The sequence below is a fragment of the Novimethylophilus kurashikiensis genome, from assembly GCF_003112435.1.
Classification (GTDB): Bacteria; Pseudomonadota; Gammaproteobacteria; order Burkholderiales; family Methylophilaceae; genus Novimethylophilus; species Novimethylophilus kurashikiensis.
Window position 1 is genome coordinate 243034 of the sequence record NZ_BDOQ01000003.1, and the last position, 18600, is coordinate 261633.

An 18600-nucleotide genomic window follows, 5' to 3' on the forward strand; every position below is an offset into this window, starting at 1 on the left:
ATTCATGTTTTTCTGGATCAGGGCCGCGCTTGCGCTTGGATGAAGTTCGCTTTCGTCATTTTTAAATATTTCCCCTACGGCGGCGCCCAGCGCGATATGTTGCGCATTGCCCGGGATTGTGCGGCGCGCGGCCATCAGGTGAAGATCTACACCGGCCAATGGCATGGCGAACGGCCTCATAAAAATATCGAGGTGGCGATTCTTCCTTATTCCGGATTTCTTAACCATCAGCGCCACCAGCAGCTGATCGCCGCCATCACGGCACAATTGGCCATCGACCGGCCGGATATCGTGGTGGGCTTCAACCGCATGCCGGGACTCGACGCGTATTACGCTGCCGATCCTTGTTTCATCGAGCGCGCGTACACCGAGCGTAATTGCCTGTATAGGCTTTCCGGCCGATACCGTTTCTTCGCGGCCAGCGAAAAGGCTGTCATGTCGCAAGAAAGCGGGTGTCATATCCTCTCGCTATCGCCGCGCGAGAAAACGATTTTCCAGCGCTGGTACCAGACTCCGGACGAGCGCTTCCACGTATTGCCGCCTAATATTCCTGCGCAAGCATTTTCGGGAATCGACCGGGATACGACACGACGCGAAGTCCGCCTGGAATTTGGTCTACCGGAGCAGGCGAATATCGTCCTCATGGTGGGTTCGGCCTTCATCCGCAAGGGCCTGGACCGCACTATCACTGGGACCGCTTCATTGCCCGAGCCGCTTCGCAACAACACCTGGATTCTGGCTGTAGGCGAGGATAAACCGGAGGGCATGCTGGCATTAGCACGCAGACTGGGTATCGAAAACCGCCTCATCCTCACAGGCGGACGTCCCGACGTGCCGCGCTTAATGATGGGGGCCGATGTTTTCGTCCATGCGGCCCGCTCCGAATTGGCCGGGCTGGTCTTGATCGAGGCCATGACCGCCGGTCTCCCCGTCATCGTGACCGATATCTGCGGTTATGCACCCCATATCGAGGCAGCCAAGGCCGGTGCCGTGCTGCCGGAGCCGTTCAACCAGGACGACCTGAACCGGGCATTGGCCCATATCCTGGAAGCCGACCGCACGCCTTGGCGCGAAAACGGCCTGCGCTATACGGGCGATATCGCCGCACGTTTTTCCCCAACGGCCGAAGCCGATCTGCTCGAACAACTCGCCGCGGCTAAACACGCATGAGCATTTTTCACCCTCAAACCCCCGACCATATTCCTGCCGACTTCCGGGCATTGCTTCCGGCAGGAGATGTGTTCGAGCACATCATGGCCATGCAAGGCCAAGTGTTCCGCGACGTGCCTGGGCGCAAGACGATCCGGGTCACGCTCGGGGGGCAGTCTTATTTCATCAAGCAGCACTTCGGCGTGGGCTGGAAAGAGATTTTCAAGAACTTGCTGACGGCGCGGCTGCCCATTCTCGGCGCCGATACGGAATGGCGCGCCATTCATCGCTTGCATGAACTCGGTCTTCATACAACGCCCGGCGTAGCTTACGCAAGCCGCGGCTGGAATCCAGCCAAGCGCCGTTCCTTCGTGATCACTCGCGATTTGGGCAATATCCTGTCACTGGAAGACTTTTGCCGCGACTGGGCCACGCTCCCCCCGCATCCGCATTTCAAGCGCCGCCTGATCCAGGCCGTTGCCGACATCGCTCGCATCCTGCACGACCACGGACTCAACCATCGCGACTTTTATATCTGCCATTTTTGCCTCGATGGTGCCCTGCTGACCGAAGACGCCATCCAGCTCTACCTGCTCGACCTGCATCGTGTAGGCATACGCACGGTCATCCAACCCGCCGCTCGAATGAAAGACATCGCGGCGCTTTATTTCTCGGCCATGGATGCGGGACTGAACCGGCGCGATTATCTACGCTTCGTGCGCCGTTACCGCGGCAGCTTGCAATCGCTTAAGGCAGAAGCGTCATTCTGGGCAACGGTGACGCAGCGAGCGCGCAAGCTCTACCACAAGTTTCATGGCCGCTGGCCCGATATAGAAAGTCGGCTTTGACTCCTTCCCTCAAAGCTCTCCTCGTCATCCTCGCCCTGCTGCTGCCCACGCTGCTGATCGGCTTGGGCTCGCGGCCTGTCTATAAAATCCAGGAAGTCCGGATTGCTGAAACCGCGCGCGAAATGATCGCCAGCGGCAACTGGGACATGCCGCACTACAACGGCGAACTCCGCCTGCAAAAACCGCCGCTGCCTTACTGGCTGACCGCTGCCAGCTACGAAATCGGCGGCATCGACGAAACGACGACACGTCTACCGGCAGTACTTTTCAGCTTGCTGACAGCCATGCTGTTGTTTACTTGGGTACAGCGCGAGACCGGCATCAAGGCGGCCGCCAATACCGCGCTGGTGCTGACAGCAAGTTATATCGGCATTCGTTACGGTCGTAGCGGTGAAGCGGATGCGATTCTGCTGTTCTTTATCAGCGCAGCTTGCTTGATCGGCTACCAAGTGTTTCTACACGGGGGCAACAAGGGCTTGCAAACCTTGTTTGGCCTGGCGCTGGGCCTGGGGTTCTTGAGCAAGGGACCTGCGGCGCTTGCCATTCCGCTGCTGACGCTGCTGGGTTATGGATGGATGGAAAAGCGGCTTGGGGCGTTCAAGCAATGCTTCAGTCTGACGGGGATCGTATTGCTCCTCGTGACCGCTTTCGGCTGGTATGCGTGGCTAGTGTGGAAACGTCCGGATGCGGTGCATTATTTCGTCACCAAGCAGGTCGACGAAACCTTCGTGAGCGGCACCCACGCCAAGCCCGCTTGGTGGTATCCCCCCCATATCTTGGAATTTTTCGCGCCCTGGGGCTTCTTGCTGATTCCGGCAGGTTGGGCGGCTTATCGTTCTCGGGAGACATCCTCGCTGCCTGCGCATGTGAAATTCGCCTGGATTTGGCTTGCGGTCGTGTTCGTCCTGCTGACCGCCACGATCAACAAGCAGATGCAGTACGCCCTCTTGTTCGCACCGCCGCTCGCCGTCATTCTAGGGTACTACCTCACTAGCACCCATGGCCGTTTTGCCGGCGTCAATCAGGGGTTGTTTTACCTCTTCACCGCAATCGCAGCCATGGGCGTGGGCTACATCCTGGTAAAAGCCGGGATTTCCGCTGCGCTTTGGCTGTTGTTGCCCTTGTTGCCGCTTTTGTTGCACCGCGTATTGCGTACGGATATTTCAGCCCCGGTCTTGTTCGTTGCGGGCATCGCAGCCATGACTTACCTCTACAGCGACGAGCAACTTTCCAAAGAGCCGCGCAAAGTGGCGGCACAAACCGTTTTGACTGCGGCGGGGAATGCGGCGCCGCTTTATCAATCCGCGCCTGGCGACGGTGCACTTTCGTTCTATGCGCATCGCGTCATCCCTCCCGTCAAGAACGAAGCCTTGCAAACCCTGGTCCAGAAAACAGGAACGGTTTGGCTGATTACTCATGTCGCCCCCACGGTACCGGGGAGCATGGTCGACGTGGTTGCAGAAGCCGACGAGCTCAAGTTATGCAGGCTGCAACACAAACCGTGATGCCGGATTTGGCAGGCCTCTCCGTCTCTGGAGATCGCCCATTCGTCTTGCCGCTAAGCCAAGGCGGCATGCTTGAATGCATCCGCATCGTGCGGCGCGTTCCAGGGAAGCGGCTGGTGTGCGAGGGCTTGTGGCATGGCCAAGGCGTATACGCCAAACTCTTTCTCGGCCCCCACGCTCGCCGCCATGCCAATCGTGACCGGCAAGGCGTGGAATGGCTTGCTGCAGATCGACTGGCAACCCCTCCACTGCTGCACGCAGAATCGCTTTCCGAGTGCGAGGTGCTGATCTATCAAGCAATTCCCGCGGATAACGCCGATGTCATCATGCAGGGATTAAAAGCACATGAGGAACGGCTGCAACTCGCACTGACACTCACCCGGACCGTAGCCCAGCATCACAATGCAGGCATAGTCCAGACAGACCTGTACCTCAAGAATTTTCTCGTCGAAGACGACCGCATCCATACCCTGGACGGCGACGGCATACGCTTGTTGGGCCATTGGCGACGGCACCAGCGCGAACTGAGAAACATCGCAACGCTTTGGTCGAAGCTGGATGCTACAGATGACGATAGTATGCACTGCCTTTATGAGGCTTACTGTATCGAACGAGGCTGGGACTCGAATCCAAAGCAACTGCACCGGCTCTTATCGGAGGTCCGGCGCGTACGTCATGAAGTCTCGACGGAATATGCCGACCGCAAGGTACTGCGTGAATGTACCGACGTTCACGTCGAGCGCCGCCATGACCGATTTGTAGCCATCGCCCGCCCTTGGGTCGTCCAGGCCGATGCATTGCTGCAAGACCTGGACGCACAGCTGGCGGATGGCGAGCGACTCAAATCCGGCAACACCTGCACGGTTGGCCTGACTGAACTCGACGGGCGCAAAATCGTCGTCAAACGGTACAATATCAAGAATTTGCGCCATGCTTTGGGTCGGGCATTGCGGAAATCGCGGGCAGCTTTGTCGTGGTCGAATACATTCCGGCTACGCTTGGCGGGTATCGCCGTCGCGGCGCCTGTTGCCATGGTTGAGGAACGCCGCGGCATCCTGCGCGGTCGTGCCTGGTTCCTGGCCGAATACGTAGAAGGGCCGGACTTGACGGAATGGATGGCGCAAGGCGACGCACCGCAGCGACAGCAAACCGCATATTCGGTCGCGCAATTGCTGCGCAAGATGCAGCGTTTGCGCTTTGCCCACGGCGACCTCAAGGCGACCAATATCAAAATCGTCGACGGCACTCCCGTGCTGATCGACCTGGACAGCCTCAAGGAGTACCGCTGCGACTGGCTGTTCAAGCGACGTCATGCACGAGACCTGCGGCGATTGCTCAAAAACTGGGTCGATGATGCAGCGACCTTCGAACTCATGCAGCACGCCCTGCTCAAGGTTTATGGAAAAGACCCGGTATTGGCCGGGGTAATAAGAGACAAGCAACAATGATTATTCTGGGTTTATCCGGTGCCGTGGGGCACGATGCTTCTGCCGCCATCCTAGTAGACGGCAAGTTAATTGCCGCAGCCGAAGAAGAGCGCTTTTTGCGCGACAAGCACGCCAAAGGCAAATACCCGCTGGAATCAGCAAAATACTGTCTGCGCGAAGCCGGCATCACCCCCGATCAAGTGGACATCGTTGCGTTCCCCTATGCCGAAATTCCGCTGACGTCCCCTGCTCGCTGGCACTACGCCAAACGTTACTGGTACGCCCCGGACCGCGCGCTCGATGCGATCTTCAACGGCAATCGACGTTTCCGCCGAAATCGAGACGGCGTACTGAAACTCATGGAGGAACTCGGCCTGAGCAAGGCCCGCTTCGTTCCCGTGGAACACCATCTGGCCCATGCCAGTAGCGCCTACCACTTGAGCGGATTCAAGGAAAAAACCGCGATTGTTGGTATCGACGGCAAGGGCGAGTACGCCACCACCTTCTTCGGCTATGGCGAAAACGGCAAGATCCACAAGATCAAGGAATTCTTCGATCCCGATTCACTTGGCGGTCTGTACGGCGCAATTACCGAATATCTCGGCTTCGAAATGCTGGATGGCGAATTCAAGGTCATGGGGATGGCGCCTTACGGTGACCCCAAGAAATACGACCTATCGCGACTACTGGAATTCGACGGCGAGAATTTTCGCGTCAACACCAAGCTCATCAACGTTGTCGGCCTTCGCCGCTACAAGGAAAACGGTAAAGGCTACTATTTCGCCAAAGCGTTGGTGGACTGGCTGGGGCCGAAACGTAACGGCGACGAAATCGACGATCCGTATATCCATTACGCCGCGGCGGTACAGCAACTGCTGGAAGACGTTTCGCTCAAGCTCATCGATCATTACGTCGGCGACATCATCCGCGAAACCGGCCGTATTGCGATGGCAGGCGGCGTAGCGCTCAACGTTAAGCTCAACCAGCGCATCATCGCCATGCCCGGTGTTAAAGAGTTGTTCGTACAACCCGCTTCCGGCGATGCCGGGACTGCTCTCGGTGCCGCAACTTATGTCGCTGCGGAAATGGGTGAAAAGGTAGAGCCTATGCGTCATGCCTATCTCGGTCCAGCCTTCACAACCGAAGAATGTATTGCCGCCTGCGAAATCCATCCTTCCAAGCCTAAATGGCAACGTATCGACGATGCCTCAGCAAAGGGCGCGGAGATTTTGGCAGGAGGCAATCCGCTCGCCTGGTTCCAGGGGCGCATGGAGTTCGGCCCTCGTGCCTTGGGCTGCCGCAGTATCCTCGGCGACCCCAGCCACCCTGGCGTGGCTGATCGTATCAATGCCCAGATCAAATACCGCGAACGTTGGCGGCCCTTCTGCCCGTCCATGCTGGATCGGGCCGCTGCCGATATCCTCGGTACCAACCATCCAGCGCCTTACATGACGTTCACTTTCGACGTGGCCGAACAATGGAAACCGCGCATTCCCGAAGTCGTACATGAAGACGGGACGGCACGAGCCCAAGTCGTCACCATGGATACCAACCCGCGCTATTACCGGTTAATCGAAGAACTCGAGAAACGTCGAGGCAACCCGGTCGTGCTCAACACCTCGCTCAACCGTCGAGGCGAGCCCATGGTGTGCAGCCCGGAGGATGCGCTCAACATGTTCTTCGGGTCAGATTTGCAGTATTTGATTATGGAAGACGTGCTGGTCACCAAAGAAACAGCATGAGCCGGGACAGCAACCCATTGCGAGTCTCTGCGCTCATCGTTAACTACAATTCGGGGGAGCATGCTGTCGAATGCATCACCTCCCTGCTGAAGCAAACGGCTGTCGAGCTCGATATTATCGTCGTCGACAACGCCAGCCGTGATGACAGTGTCGACATTCTCCGCACGACATTCGGAGAGCGCATCACTCTTATCGAAAGTCGGGAAAACCTGGGATTCGGCCGCGCCAACAATCTGGCGGCTACATCCGCTCGCGGCGACATATTGCTACTGATCAACCCGGATGCGGTTCTGCTGGAGGATACGGCGGTTGCCACCTTGGCGGATTTTCTCTTGGAAAACCCAAAGATTGGAATTGCCGGCCCGCAAGTCCATGAACCGTCCAAGCGCAAATACGTACTACCGCGACAGCGCTATCCATCAGAATCGCGCCTGAAACATACTTCCAAGCTCAAGGCTCTGCCGGGCGAATATGCCTGGATCCTGGGTGCCTGCATTATGCTGCGCAAACCTGTTTACAATCAATTGGGCGGATTCGACCCGGATTATTTTCTCTACGGAGAGGATATCGATATTTGCCTGCGCGCGCGACTCGCCGGCTACAGCATCGCCTACTACCCCTCGGCCAAGATCACGCATATCGGTGGGGCTAGCGAACAGAGCTCCCCAACGCTGGAGAAGTTTCTACGCAAAAAACGGGGATTTTTTCTCTTCTGCAGAAAACATTACGATGCGAGGGATGTCGCTCACATCGCCCGCATGTCTTTGATGACGACTGCCTTTAAACGCATCCAACTCGGGCTGCGCCGACTGCTCGGCCTCGTGTCCCAATCCGACTACCTGGGCCAGAAACATCGGCTAGATGCGGAAAGCATCGTTGCGCGAGAAACGCTTTCCAAAAATTAAGCTTCTTTCGCTCGCGGGAAAGCTTTCAGCAGATTCAACGCTGCAGCCGCTACCTCTGCCGTATCGATATCATCCATCGATTCCTTCTTGATCACCGCATGGTTCTGCTTGACGGGATACGGGCCAGTGTTCGCAGGATTGGTAGGTCCGAAGAGTCCAACGAGGGGGACGTTAGACCCTGAAGCAACATGCAACACACCGCAGTCCTGCGAGATATACAGGTTCACCTCGCTCATCAGCTTGAATAGTTCCGGAACATCAGTCTTTCCGATCAAATTAATCGTACCGGGAACGCTTTGCTCGAAGCGTTTACCGAGAAACGACTCATGCTTGGTTCCGGTAATCACGAATCGTATCCGTGAGTCTGCGTCAATCAGGCGATTGGCCAATTCGATGTAGCGATCGACCGGCCACAGTTTTTGATGCGTCGCTTGCCTTCGGTAGAAGAACTTCCATCCGTGGATAGCCGTCCTGGCACAGCCCAGGTGCATGCAGATCAAGATGTCGTCTGGCTTGATCCCGACATTGGCGAGCGGAGAAGGATGTCCATTCACTCCTCTCCCAATCACATAGGCACGATCTTCATCGGTCAACGGATACCCTGTGTAGCCGGCAACGAACTGCAACACCTGCTCTGCATGATGTACCCCGGAAACCAGCGGCGGAACCGAGACCAGATTCTTCTTGATTCCGGATACGGCATCGATGGATTTATAGTACAAGCAGATCACTTGAGAATACTGTTCGGCCAGCTTTGCCAGTTTGCGCTTGCTGTCCGAGATCAATAGCGTACGGATATCCGGATTGCCATAAAACACTTCCGCGCTTTTCTTGTTCAACGCCACCAGATCGAAAGTGGTTCCAGGGTAATGTTTTTTGAGAAAACGGATTGCCGGAGTACAAAAGATATTGTTTCCCGTATGACTGGCAGCGACGAGAAGTACCTGGTCTCCAAGAATGGTCGGCGAACGCCCCTCATTAGTTTGCATCGGCTACATTTCCGTTTCAGGGTTTTTTAAGAAAAATACGAATTGAGGCTGCAAACTTCAGTCAGCCTATGCCCAAACCGAGTTTAAAGAGAATACGTGAAAATCTGGGGCGTTCCCGAGGCAGCAAGTATGGATTGTCACCGATGCTCGCTATTCCGCGCGCTGTGGTAGTCGCCGCTTCATACCCGGCCTTACGCACCGCCTCGACCACGCGAGCATCAAGGGAGCCGTAGGGATAGCAGAACTGCGTCACCGGCTTTTGCAGCAGGGATTCCAAGTCTGCTTTGGAGCCGGCGATCTCGCGCTGAAGACTATCAGCGTCGCAATCCGGCAAATGCGGGTGAGTTTGCGTATGTGCCCCCACCTCCATGCCCGCAGCACTCCATTTCAGCAGTTGCTCCTCGTTCATCAACGGTTTGCGCGCGCCAATTAAATCCGCATCCCAATTGTTGTGCTGCCCCATGCGCTGGCTAACCATGTAACAGGTGGCGGTGTGGCCGTAACGCTGCAAGATCGGAAGGGCCGCATCCAACGTATCGGCATAACCGTCGTCGAAAGTGATGACCGCCACCTTGCCTTTTGCATCATCGCGCAAATAAGGCATGGCTTCGTTCATCGAGATACCGCGATACCCCAACAAGCGCAGCAATGCCATTTGCCAGGCAAAAGCCTTGGTCTGCACATATAGCCGAGGCTTGCGGTCCTCGGACGCAGGTTGCCCGATGTTGTGGTACATGAAGATTGGAATCGAACGCATCGCAACCGCCTTTAGTGATTCAACGATTAGTGCCCAGCGCCCGCTCATAGCATGCCAGCGTTCGCTGCATCATGCCATCGATCTGGAATCGCTCCAGCGCCATGGAATAGGCATTATCCAAAATCGAACTGTTATCAGCCTTCAATGTACTGATGACCGCTTCAGCCAGCGCGGCTGGATCAGCAGCCGGCACCAGGGTGCCGGTCACTCCGGGCTTGACCAGTTCAGGCAAGCCGCCGACATCGGTGGCCACCACAGGCCGTTTCATGGCGAATGCTTGCGGGACTACGCGGGAATGGGCCTCTGCTGTCGAGCTGATCACCACGCAATCCGATGCCGCAATAAAGTCGGCTACGTCAGTCCTGTAACCGGTCAGTACGAACTTATCACGCTGGGAACACGCCGCCAGACTGCTCTTAAGTTCCTCATCGAATTCCATTCGTGTGGCTTCGCCCACCAATAAAAAACGCACATCTGGAATAGCCGCCACAATGGCGTCGGCTGCCTCCACCAGATAACGTTGCCCCTTGTTCGGCCGAATCATGCCGATATTAGTCAGAACCTTGCAGCCGGAGGAAATATTGAACTCGCTGCGAATCTTGTCTCCGGTACGCCGAAAATTGAACTCGGCAAGATCGATGCCTTCGTTGATGACTTCGATTTTTGTGCTCGATACTCCCATCGCTACAAGACGCTGCTTCAGCACTTCCGAAACCACGATCACACGATCACTGCCGTGCCGCCAGATCAGTTGCTGTAGTTTGCGACGGCTGATCCCTTCGCTATGCAAGGTTCGGATCACTTTCGCGCCCAGCAGACGCAGCACTGCGCCATGCATCGCATCGTGAGCATCGTGGCAATGCACCAGATCGAACCGATACTGACGCATCAAGGACCACAGCCGGCTCATGGCTGCGGGAAGAACAGCGCCGCGGAAAGGCACCTCGAAATACGGCACGTTCCAAGTCCGGGCCCATTCCAGTATCTTGGCGTTAGGTCGTGCAGCAATCCATGCTTCATGGCCGTGGGCGTTGAGCCACCGGATTTCCTCCAGGGCTCGCAATTCCTTACCTCCCCAATTGATACTGGATTCGGTATGCAGGATACGCATGGATTCCGTCTTCTCCGGTTAGAACCTAATGACTCACCCGGTAAACCGAGATCGAATCGCGTCCATGACTTAAGGTAGTCATAAGGGTTAATGCCGGTTGCCTGGACAGAAAGTCGGTCAGTTCCCGTCGTTCGCCATCAGCGTGCACCATCAAATAATCGTATTGAGCTGCTTCCCTCGTTGAGAACACCTGCTGGATCTCCTCCATGAGCACCATACCGCGGCGGAAAGGTTGGCTGGCGTCAGCGTAATACCGCAAACGTGGCGAATCCGCATAGATGCGACTACCGGATGCTGCATGGGATATCATCCACTTGGCAGCATCCAGTTCGTCGGTTTTCTCCTTATTCCACACACCCACCATCATGCCGAACTGAATTCCTAGTATCGCGGCAACAAGAGGAAACTTCCAATTATCGGATAGCAGATGCCAAGGCTTTTGGTGCCAGGTTCTATATAGCCCTGCCAGCCCGAAAGCGGCATAGACGATGATGACAAAGCCGATCGGCATCAAATAGCGCTTTGGGAGCAGAAAACTGCTCAGAAGCATAAATGCCGCATGTGTTGTGCCTATTGCAATCAGCCAAGCGAATACGTTCTGGAATTTAGGCAGTTTTTCCGATTCCAGATATTTTCGGGCATAGCCCGCCAGCAATAGATGTAGCCAACCTGCAGAGGTCGAAATTTTGGCCACAAGGATGTAAATCAACGTCAGCAGCAGGCCGTCCATGCCATAAGCCGAGATGAACTTGCCGAGTACCGTGTTTCCATAAAGCCGGGCTTTCTCAAGCAGGCCATGCGCCAACTGTTCATAGGCCCCCTGGAGTAACAGGAGAGGATCGCCCAGCCGCCCCATCTTTTGCAGATCCAACGCAGGATGCAGCAACCAAGCAATCAATAACCCACAGCCCGCCAGGATCAGCAGCAGGTTCATCTTGATATAAGACATCGCCCGGTCAGTATTTTGTCGCTGAAACAGAATGAGCAGCGGCAAAACTGCCAGATAAGTCAGTCCCTCTACCCGGAACAATGCAGCCACGGCAGCAGTGATCCCCCAGCCTAAGGCATTACTCCAGCGTTGGCTGCGATAAAACCGAAGGAAAAAGACGATGCTCCACAGATGAAACGCCCAAAAACCTGGGTCTCGCAGCACCATCGGAAGATAAGTACGGACGATGCTGGAGGAAACAAAAAGCAAGACACCTGCCGCAATCATCGCTGGGCGATCGCCACCGACTTCCCGCACTAGTGTGAGCAGGCCGGCCGTCAGCGCGGCAAAAAACATCATGTCGAGCAAATGCGCTGACATTTCGAACCCAAGATTCCCCAGTTTGTGCACCAACATCATCAACAGGGGATAAAACGGCCAATTGTAGAGTTCTAGGCCTTGACGCCATTCTCCTGCATCGAATTTCCTTGCGACTTCGATATAGAGAATCCCGTCGACATTGATGCTGCCGTACGATTGCACCATCATCCAGATAGCCAGCGGCAAGGATAGTAAAGCCCAAAGCCAAGGCAAACGAGAGCTTGCGGAAAACTGGTTCAATGGATTGCTCATGACCGTTGCGCAACCTCTAAGGTTGGCAAGCTTTCAATGACCTGCGCTGGAGTAATTTCTCGCAAGCATCGCAAATGGCCCAGCGGGCACTCGCGCTTGAAACACGGACTACAAGAAAGGCCCAGACTGAGGATTTTTGCCTCATTGCTCATCGGTGGGGTATGCGATGGATCAGAGGATCCATAAACGGCCACCAGAGGCCGCTGCAAGGCGGCGGCAACATGCATGAGTCCGGAGTCGTTGCTCACCACGGCGGAGGCGAGCGCCATCAGGTCGATTGCCTCACCCAGGCTGGTTCTACCGCTAAGATCCTGACAACGTCCCTGCGTTAGACGATTGATAGTGGCTGTAACCGGGCGGTCTTTTTCCGAGCCGAATAACCATACCTGCCAACCAAAATCCAGCATCCGGTTGGCAACCTCTGCATAGTAAGCCTCGGGCCAGCGCTTGGCCGAGCCGTACTCTGCCCCAGGGCAGAGCGCCAGTACCGGTGATTTCGACTCGGCAATGCCGAGCTTCTGCAATGCTGAATGTGCGTTCGCTGGATTTGTGACCAACCGCGGTTGAGGGAGTGTCGCAGGGAGCTTCTCGCCTGATTCCAGGCCGAGCACACAGAAACGGTCCACCGTTCTCGGCAGTGAGGCCTTATCCAATGGCCGGATATCGTTCAGCAAACCGTAACGGAACTCTCCAAGAAAACCGGTGCGTATGGGAATCCGCGCAGCAAGCGGCAGAATTGCCGACTTGAAAGAATTGACGAGAAGGATAGCTTGGGTGAAATGACGGTCGCGCAAACTCTGACCGAACCGGATACGCTCACCCAAGGCAAACTCTCCATGCTTGAACGGCAGCGCAATCGCTTCGTCTACCTCGGGCATGCGGGAAAGCAGAGGCAGTGTCCAACCGGGCGCAGCCACTGCCACGTAAGCATGGGGATCCCGAGCTTTTAGTGACTGGAACAGGCTGTGCGCCAGCACCATATCGCCTACCCAGGACGGCCCCAGGACGAGTATCCGTTCAGCCATGCTTACTGGTTTTCTACGGACGCCAATTTGCCGATAATGCGCGTGGTGCTGCGTCCTGGAACAATATCGACAAGCGCCACTCGCCCGCCCCAGGATTTCACTTCCTGGCCACCCACCACTTGATCTTCAGTGTAATCGCTGCCCTTGACGAGCACGTGCGGTCGAATAAGCTCGATCAGCTTGAGCGGAGTATCGTCGTCGAACAGGGTCACCGCATCGACCGATTCCAGCGCTGCGAGGACACGCGCACGATCCGACTCATGAATCACCGGTCGACTGGGTCCTTTAAGCGCGCTCACAGAGCGGTCGGTGTTGAGGCCTATAATGAGTTTGTGACCGAGCTTGCGCGCTTGTTCGAGATAAGTCACATGCCCGCTATGCAGGAGGTCGAAACAGCCGTTAGTGAAAACGATAGTTTTGCCTGCGGCCTTCCAGTTGGCGACACGCACCAGCAGGCGGTCGAGATCGCAAACCTTGTCCGCCTGCTCACGCACTTCCTCATTTGCCAATTCCGCCAGCAATTCCTCTGCGGTAATGGCAACCGTTCCAACTTTGCCCACCACAATTCCAGCTGCCAAATTGGCAAGATGCAAGGCATCATAATGACTGAGTTTAGCGACCAAGCCTGCTGCCAGCGTTGCAATAACGGTATCTCCAGCGCCGGAAACATCAAACACTTGTTTGGCCACGGCGGGAATTTGCATGCGCTGCCCGTCTTCAATCAAAGAAATACCTTCTTCACTGCGCGTGACCGCCAGAAAATCGAGCGCCAAATCGACGCGCAAATGATCTGCAGCATCCAGCAGTGCCTCGATATCACTAATGCCGCCGCAAGCCTCGGCGGTTTCACGGCGGTTAGGCGTCAGTGCTGTGGCGCCCCGGTATTTGGAATAATCACGACCTTTAGGATCGACCAGCACTTGGATTCGTGCTTGCCTTGCAAGGCCGATGACGACTTGGCATATTTCGGGCGTCAGCACGCCCTTGTTGTAATCGGACAACACGACAATAGCGGGATCGTCAGCCATGGCCTGACGAATGGCATGCTCCAGCGCTGCTGCCTCGTCCGCATTAAAAATTTCTGATGACTCGCGATCCACACGCAATATCTGCTGGTGACCACCCACGATTCGCGTCTTGGTAATCGTCGGACGCTCCGCCAGTTTGACGATGTGATGAGTTTCTACTCCCACCTGGCCAACGGCATCGACCAGTTGTCTACCGGCCTCATCGTTGCCCACCGTTCCCAGCAGACGACAATGGAGCCCCAGTCCGGCAATATTCGCGGCGACATTGGCGGCGCCGCCCGGACGGCAGTTTTCCTTATCGAGCAGCACCACGGGAACGGGCGCCTCGGGAGAGACGCGCTCCACCTTGCCCCAGAGGTAGCGATCCAGCATGAGATCGCCGATCACCAGCGCCCATGCGGTGGTGCTGCCTCCCTCAGGCGCAAACTTGCGCTTGATCGTGTCAATCAGGCGTGTTTGCATCGTCTACCAGTTCGCAAAGTATGTGGCCGATCAGAATATGCGCTTCCTGGATACGTGCCGTAACCTTCGAGGGTGCGGCCAGCGTCATGTCGCACAGCTCGCCCAGTTTGCCCTTGCCTTCGCCTGTCCAACCCACGGTTGTCGCGCCAATGGCTTTTGCGGCTTCGATTGCACGCAGCACATTAGGACTGTTGCCGGAAGTAGAGATGCCGACCACGAGGTCTTTCTCGGTACACAAGGCCTCGATCTGGCGAGCGAAGACATAGTCGTAGCCGTAGTCGTTACCGACAGAGGTGAGAATGGAGGTATCTGTGGTCAGCGCGATGGAAGGTAATCCGCGCCGTTCTTTCACATAGCGACCAACGAATTCCGCGGCCATGTGCTGGCTATCGGCTGCGCTTCCGCCGTTGCCCATCCAGAGAATTTTTCCGCCCCGCTCCAAGGTTTCCATCATCATTTTGGCAAGGCGCTCGATCTCGGGAACGAGCGCGTCCAATTGGGCGATGGTGTCGCGGTGAGCGCTGATGGCGCTGCGTATGGTGTCAGCAATAAGCATCGGCTTGCATCAGGTAGTTTTGAACGTAATCGCGAACGCCGTCTTCCAGCGTTCGGAAAGGCTTGTCGTAGCCGGCGGCACGCAATTTGGTCATGTTGGCCTGGGTGTAGTACTGGTACTTGCCCTTGAGATCGTCCGGCATGTCGATCCATGTGATCGAGGGCTCGCGGCTCATGCTAGTCATAACCGCAGTGGCCAAATCCTTGAACGCACGAGCCTCGCCCGTACCGACGTTGAAAATGCCGGATTGATCAGGGTGCTTGAGGAAGAAAGTGACGACCTCCGCCACATCCTTCACATAAACGAAATCGCGCAGCTGCATGCCGTCTTGCACTTCAGGCCGGTCACTCTTGAACAATTTGACGGTACCGGTATCGCGGAATTGATTGAAGCTGTGGAACGCCACACTGGCCATGCGTTCCTTGTGATATTCGTTGGGACCGTAGACGTTAAAGAACTTGAATCCGCACCACTGCGGCGGCACGGCGGCGCCCGTTTTGACTTGCCGCAACGCCCATTGGTCGAACAGATACTTGGAATATCCGTAGCCATTGAGCGGACGCAAGGTCTCCATCGTATCGTCGTACCCCTGCTCACCGCCGCCGTAGGTTGCAGCCGAACTGGCGTAGAGGAAAGGCACGTCGTTTTGCGCACACCAGTTCCACAGTTGCTGGCTGTAACGGAAGTTGTCCTGCACCAGCAGGTTGAAATCGCGCTCGGTGGTCGCGCTGATGGCCCCCATATGGATGATCGCTGTCACCTTGCCGCGATTCTGCGCAAGCCACCCTGGCAACTCGTCCTTGTCCAGATAATCCGCGTAGCGCCGATGGCAAAGGTTTTGCCATTGTTCGGGATGCTTGCAGCGATCCACGATCACGAGGTCATCTCGCCCTTCTTGGGTGTTGAGATGCCAGGCGATCATGCTGCCTATCATGCCGGCGCCGCCAGTAATTACGATCATGTCGTTCAGAGGGTTAATGCGAAAACGCTAGTATAGCAAGAACGCAACGCCGACTTACTTGCAAAGGGCTCCGCTGCCGTAAATCGCGGCGCTATGGCCTTGTTTAAGATACGGCGAAAATTCGGCCAATTTGCATAGATTCAAACTCGGAACAAGCGATTTTTCTTCGACGAACAATAAAAAGCGCTCGCCTGCGCTCGCCTTCTGGGCAATATCGACAGCTTCCAGTACCGGCATAGGCTGACCGCGGTAATACACCGCCCGCGGATCAACCTCGTGCAAGGCATAAACGGGTACCTGCGGGTATTGAACAAAGGTCTTGGCAATTTGTGGCAGTGCTTGGTAGCGATGCTTGAACACCTTGGCCTCCCCGACTGCGTAAAACACGAAAAATGCCGCGACTAAGACTGCACATCCGCCCACAGCCCAGCGCTGCTTTTGGGAGCTCAGCTTCAGGTAAACCTCACTCGCCAGCAGAGCGAATAAAATCGCCCATGCAGGGTATGACGGGAGAAGGTATTTGGCGTGCTTGTTTGCCATCAGTGAAAACAGCACCAGCGGTATCACGGCGGCGATCAACATGAAGCCGCTTTTAGGTGAGTCCAGCCACCGCCTAGTATTCTTGGTCGGATTCAGCAACACAAGTAGGCACCATGGCAGAAAATCGGCGATGAGCCAAAGCGGATATTGGTACAGCGGATCGGCCTGGGCGCGTTCGATTTTACCGGCCATATCGGTTTCCACGATATGACCCCAGATATCCCACCCCAACTTGAGCGAAACCGCCAGATACCAGGGCAAGGCGATCAGCAGGGCGATCAGCCAGCCGCGCCAGTGTGTTAGGCATTCCATCGCTTGCGGCACGCGATAACGCCACCAGAACACCAACATCAATGGAACATAAAACAGCAAGGCCACCGGCCCCTTGGTCAACAAGGCCAGACCGATAAATATAAAGGCCAGATTCAGCCATTTCCTGTCATGGCTGCCGAAGATGTATTCGAACGCCGACAGTATGCTGGCGAAACAGCACGAGGCCAGCAGCATCTCGATCTCTGCACGGCGGGCAAACGTGGTAAAACCGGCACTGGTGATGAGCACGACGACTGTCGTTACGGCAGCGGCAAGCCCGAAATGGCGGCGCACGACGAAAAAGGAAAACCAGGTGACTCCCAACGCGGCCAAGGCGGACGGCAGGCGCACCGCCCACTCCGAGGCGTTTCCGATCACTACCGCGGGAATCGCCGCCAGCCAATACAGCAACGGCGGCTTGCTGATGTACAAATGATGGTTGAGCGTGGGGATGAGCCAATCGCCGGAAGCGAGCATTTCCTGCACGGGAACGCCGCGCCTGGCTTCGTTAAACGAGAGCAGGGGAATGCTGCCCAATCCCCAGAAATAAATCCCCAGCGTGGCAATTGCCAACGCCCAAAGCCATCGTTGTTGTTTAAGCATGACCGCTTAGTTTCTGATTAATTTTTAGCGCCCATCGCCAGAGCACGCAATCGCGACTGTTCCAGTTCGGCGGCATCAGGCACACGCTCCGGCTCGACCCAGCCTTGAAGATGGGGCTTCACGATCTCAACCATGGCCTGGATCCATTCCTCGCGTTCGTTCAAGGCGGGAATGTAGTGGTACTCGCTGCCTCCCGCAGCCAGAAACGTGGCCTTGCCTTCCATGGCGATTTCTTCCAGCGTTTCCAGGCAGTCGCTGGAGAAACCGGGGCAAATCACGTCGACGCGCTTCACCCGCTGCTTGCCTAGGTCTTCCAACGTCGGTGCGAAATAAGGTTTGAGCCACTCCGCGCGGCCGAAACGGGACTGGAAGCACACCATGTACTGCTGCGCATTCAATCCCAGCGCTTCGGCAAGTAGGCGGCCGGTCTTGTGGCAGAAGCAATGATAAGGGTCGCCGAGGTCGAGGCTGCGGCGCGGTATACCATGGAAGCTCATGATGAGCTTCTCCGGCTTGCCGTGCACCATCCAGTACTTGCGCACGCTGTCGGCCAGCGCAGCGATATAAGCCGGATGGTCGTGATACTGCTTGATGGTACGCAGCTCGGGCAGGTTGCGAGTCTTGAGCAAGCTCTTGAACACGGCATCGAAAGCAGAAGCCGTGCTGCTGGCCGCATATTGCGGAAACAGCGGAAACACTAGGATACGATCGCAGCCCTGCTCGCGCAGCTTGGCGATAGCGGAAGCGACCGACGGATTGCCGTAGCTCATGCCCAACTCCACCGGGAGCGCCTGCCCAAGGGCGTTGCCCAAATACCCCTGCAGCAGCTTGGCCTGGCGCTGGGCATGCACCATGAGCGGAGAACCGTCGCTGGTCCAGATTTGCGCATACTTCTCCGCTGACTTTTGCGGACGGAAAGGCAGGATGAAAGCGTTCAGGATTACCCACCATACGGCCTTTGGGATTTCCACCACGCGCGGGTCGCTGAGAAACTGCTTGAGATAACGGCGCAAAGCAGGAGCCGTAGGCTCATCAGGCGTACCGAGGTTGAGCAGGAGAATACCGACGCGCGATTTGCTACCGTGCGCAAAAGACGGTTCGGGCAGAAAATTAGCCATG

General features: G+C 56.3%; 16 protein-coding genes. 6 read left to right on the forward strand and 10 right to left on the reverse strand.

Translation table 11 applies throughout. The features are described from left to right. The first annotated feature begins 39 nt into the window (after positions 1 to 39). Genes NMK_RS04690 through NMK_RS04715 form a run of 6 tightly spaced genes read left to right on the forward strand, consistent with a single transcriptional unit; the run spans position 40 to position 7576 of the window. A complete protein-coding gene (locus NMK_RS04690) occupies positions 40 to 1170 on the forward strand; it encodes a glycosyltransferase family 4 protein (RefSeq protein WP_109014606.1) in 1131 nt (376 codons plus the stop codon). Next, on the forward strand, positions 1167 to 1997 hold the full coding sequence (gene rfaP / locus NMK_RS04695; protein WP_109014607.1) for a lipopolysaccharide core heptose(I) kinase RfaP: 831 nt from the start codon (positions 1167 to 1169) through the stop codon (positions 1995 to 1997). Before NMK_RS04690 ends, rfaP begins: the two co-directional genes overlap by 4 nt. After that, positions 1994 to 3502, forward strand: coding sequence for an ArnT family glycosyltransferase (locus tag NMK_RS04700; protein WP_109014608.1), 1509 nt, complete (start codon positions 1994 to 1996; stop codon positions 3500 to 3502). The genes rfaP and NMK_RS04700 overlap by 4 nt, the downstream gene beginning before the upstream one ends. After that, complete coding sequence (locus tag NMK_RS04705; RefSeq protein ID WP_109014609.1) at positions 3478 to 4950, forward strand: lipopolysaccharide kinase InaA family protein; 1473 nt, start codon at positions 3478 to 3480, stop codon at positions 4948 to 4950. The genes NMK_RS04700 and NMK_RS04705 overlap by 25 nt, the downstream gene beginning before the upstream one ends. Further along, the gene (locus NMK_RS04710; protein ID WP_109014610.1) at positions 4947 to 6671 is read left to right on the forward strand and encodes a carbamoyltransferase family protein; all 1725 of its coding nucleotides are present in this window, start codon (positions 4947 to 4949) and stop codon (positions 6669 to 6671) included. Before NMK_RS04705 ends, NMK_RS04710 begins: the two co-directional genes overlap by 4 nt. Continuing rightward, complete coding sequence (locus NMK_RS04715; protein ID WP_109014611.1) at positions 6668 to 7576, forward strand: glycosyltransferase family 2 protein; 909 nt, start codon at positions 6668 to 6670, stop codon at positions 7574 to 7576. The genes NMK_RS04710 and NMK_RS04715 overlap by 4 nt, the downstream gene beginning before the upstream one ends. On the opposite strand, the gene NMK_RS04720 is transcribed toward NMK_RS04715, so the two are convergent. The 10 genes from NMK_RS04720 to hemH form a co-directional block, all read right to left on the reverse strand. After that, on the reverse strand, positions 7573 to 8565 hold the full coding sequence (locus tag NMK_RS04720) for a glycosyltransferase family 9 protein (RefSeq protein WP_109014612.1): 993 nt from the start codon (positions 8563 to 8565) through the stop codon (positions 7573 to 7575). The two genes, NMK_RS04715 and NMK_RS04720, sit on opposite strands and share 4 nt — an antisense overlap. A gap of 61 nt (positions 8566 to 8626) precedes the next feature. Continuing rightward, positions 8627 to 9322 carry a polysaccharide deacetylase family protein gene (locus tag NMK_RS04725; protein WP_227871366.1) on the reverse strand — a complete coding sequence of 232 codons (696 nt, stop codon included), beginning with the start codon at positions 9320 to 9322 and terminating at the stop codon, positions 8627 to 8629. A gap of 19 nt (positions 9323 to 9341) precedes the next feature. Next, a complete protein-coding gene (locus NMK_RS04730) occupies positions 9342 to 10433 on the reverse strand; it encodes a glycosyltransferase family 4 protein (protein ID WP_109014613.1) in 1092 nt (363 codons plus the stop codon). Between the two features lie 25 nt (positions 10434 to 10458). Continuing rightward, positions 10459 to 11994, reverse strand: a complete 1536-nt coding sequence (locus NMK_RS04735; protein WP_109014614.1) for a putative glycosyltransferase family protein — start codon at positions 11992 to 11994, stop codon at positions 10459 to 10461. Continuing rightward, positions 11991 to 13019 (reverse strand): lipopolysaccharide heptosyltransferase II, encoded by a 1029-nt coding sequence (waaF, locus tag NMK_RS04740; RefSeq protein WP_109014615.1) that lies wholly within the window; start codon positions 13017 to 13019, stop codon positions 11991 to 11993. The genes NMK_RS04735 and waaF overlap by 4 nt, the downstream gene beginning before the upstream one ends. Positions 13020 to 13021: 2 nt before the next feature. Further along, positions 13022 to 14509, reverse strand: a complete 1488-nt coding sequence (gene rfaE1 / locus NMK_RS04745) for a D-glycero-beta-D-manno-heptose-7-phosphate kinase (RefSeq protein WP_109014616.1) — start codon at positions 14507 to 14509, stop codon at positions 13022 to 13024. Beyond that, positions 14490 to 15065: a D-sedoheptulose-7-phosphate isomerase gene (locus tag NMK_RS04750; RefSeq protein WP_109014617.1), complete on the reverse strand. Its 576-nt coding sequence runs from the start codon at positions 15063 to 15065 to the stop codon at positions 14490 to 14492. Before NMK_RS04750 ends, rfaE1 begins: the two co-directional genes overlap by 20 nt. Next, positions 15052 to 16026 carry an ADP-glyceromanno-heptose 6-epimerase gene (gene rfaD, locus NMK_RS04755; RefSeq protein WP_109014618.1) on the reverse strand — a complete coding sequence of 325 codons (975 nt, stop codon included), beginning with the start codon at positions 16024 to 16026 and terminating at the stop codon, positions 15052 to 15054. The genes NMK_RS04750 and rfaD overlap by 14 nt, the downstream gene beginning before the upstream one ends. 54 nt (positions 16027 to 16080) lie before the next feature. Next, positions 16081 to 17481, reverse strand: coding sequence for an ArnT family glycosyltransferase (locus tag NMK_RS04760; protein WP_109014619.1), 1401 nt, complete (start codon positions 17479 to 17481; stop codon positions 16081 to 16083). Between the two features lie 17 nt (positions 17482 to 17498). Further along, positions 17499 to 18599 carry a ferrochelatase gene (gene hemH / locus NMK_RS04765; RefSeq protein WP_109014620.1) on the reverse strand — a complete coding sequence of 367 codons (1101 nt, stop codon included), beginning with the start codon at positions 18597 to 18599 and terminating at the stop codon, positions 17499 to 17501. Between the last annotated feature and the right edge of the window lies 1 nt (position 18600).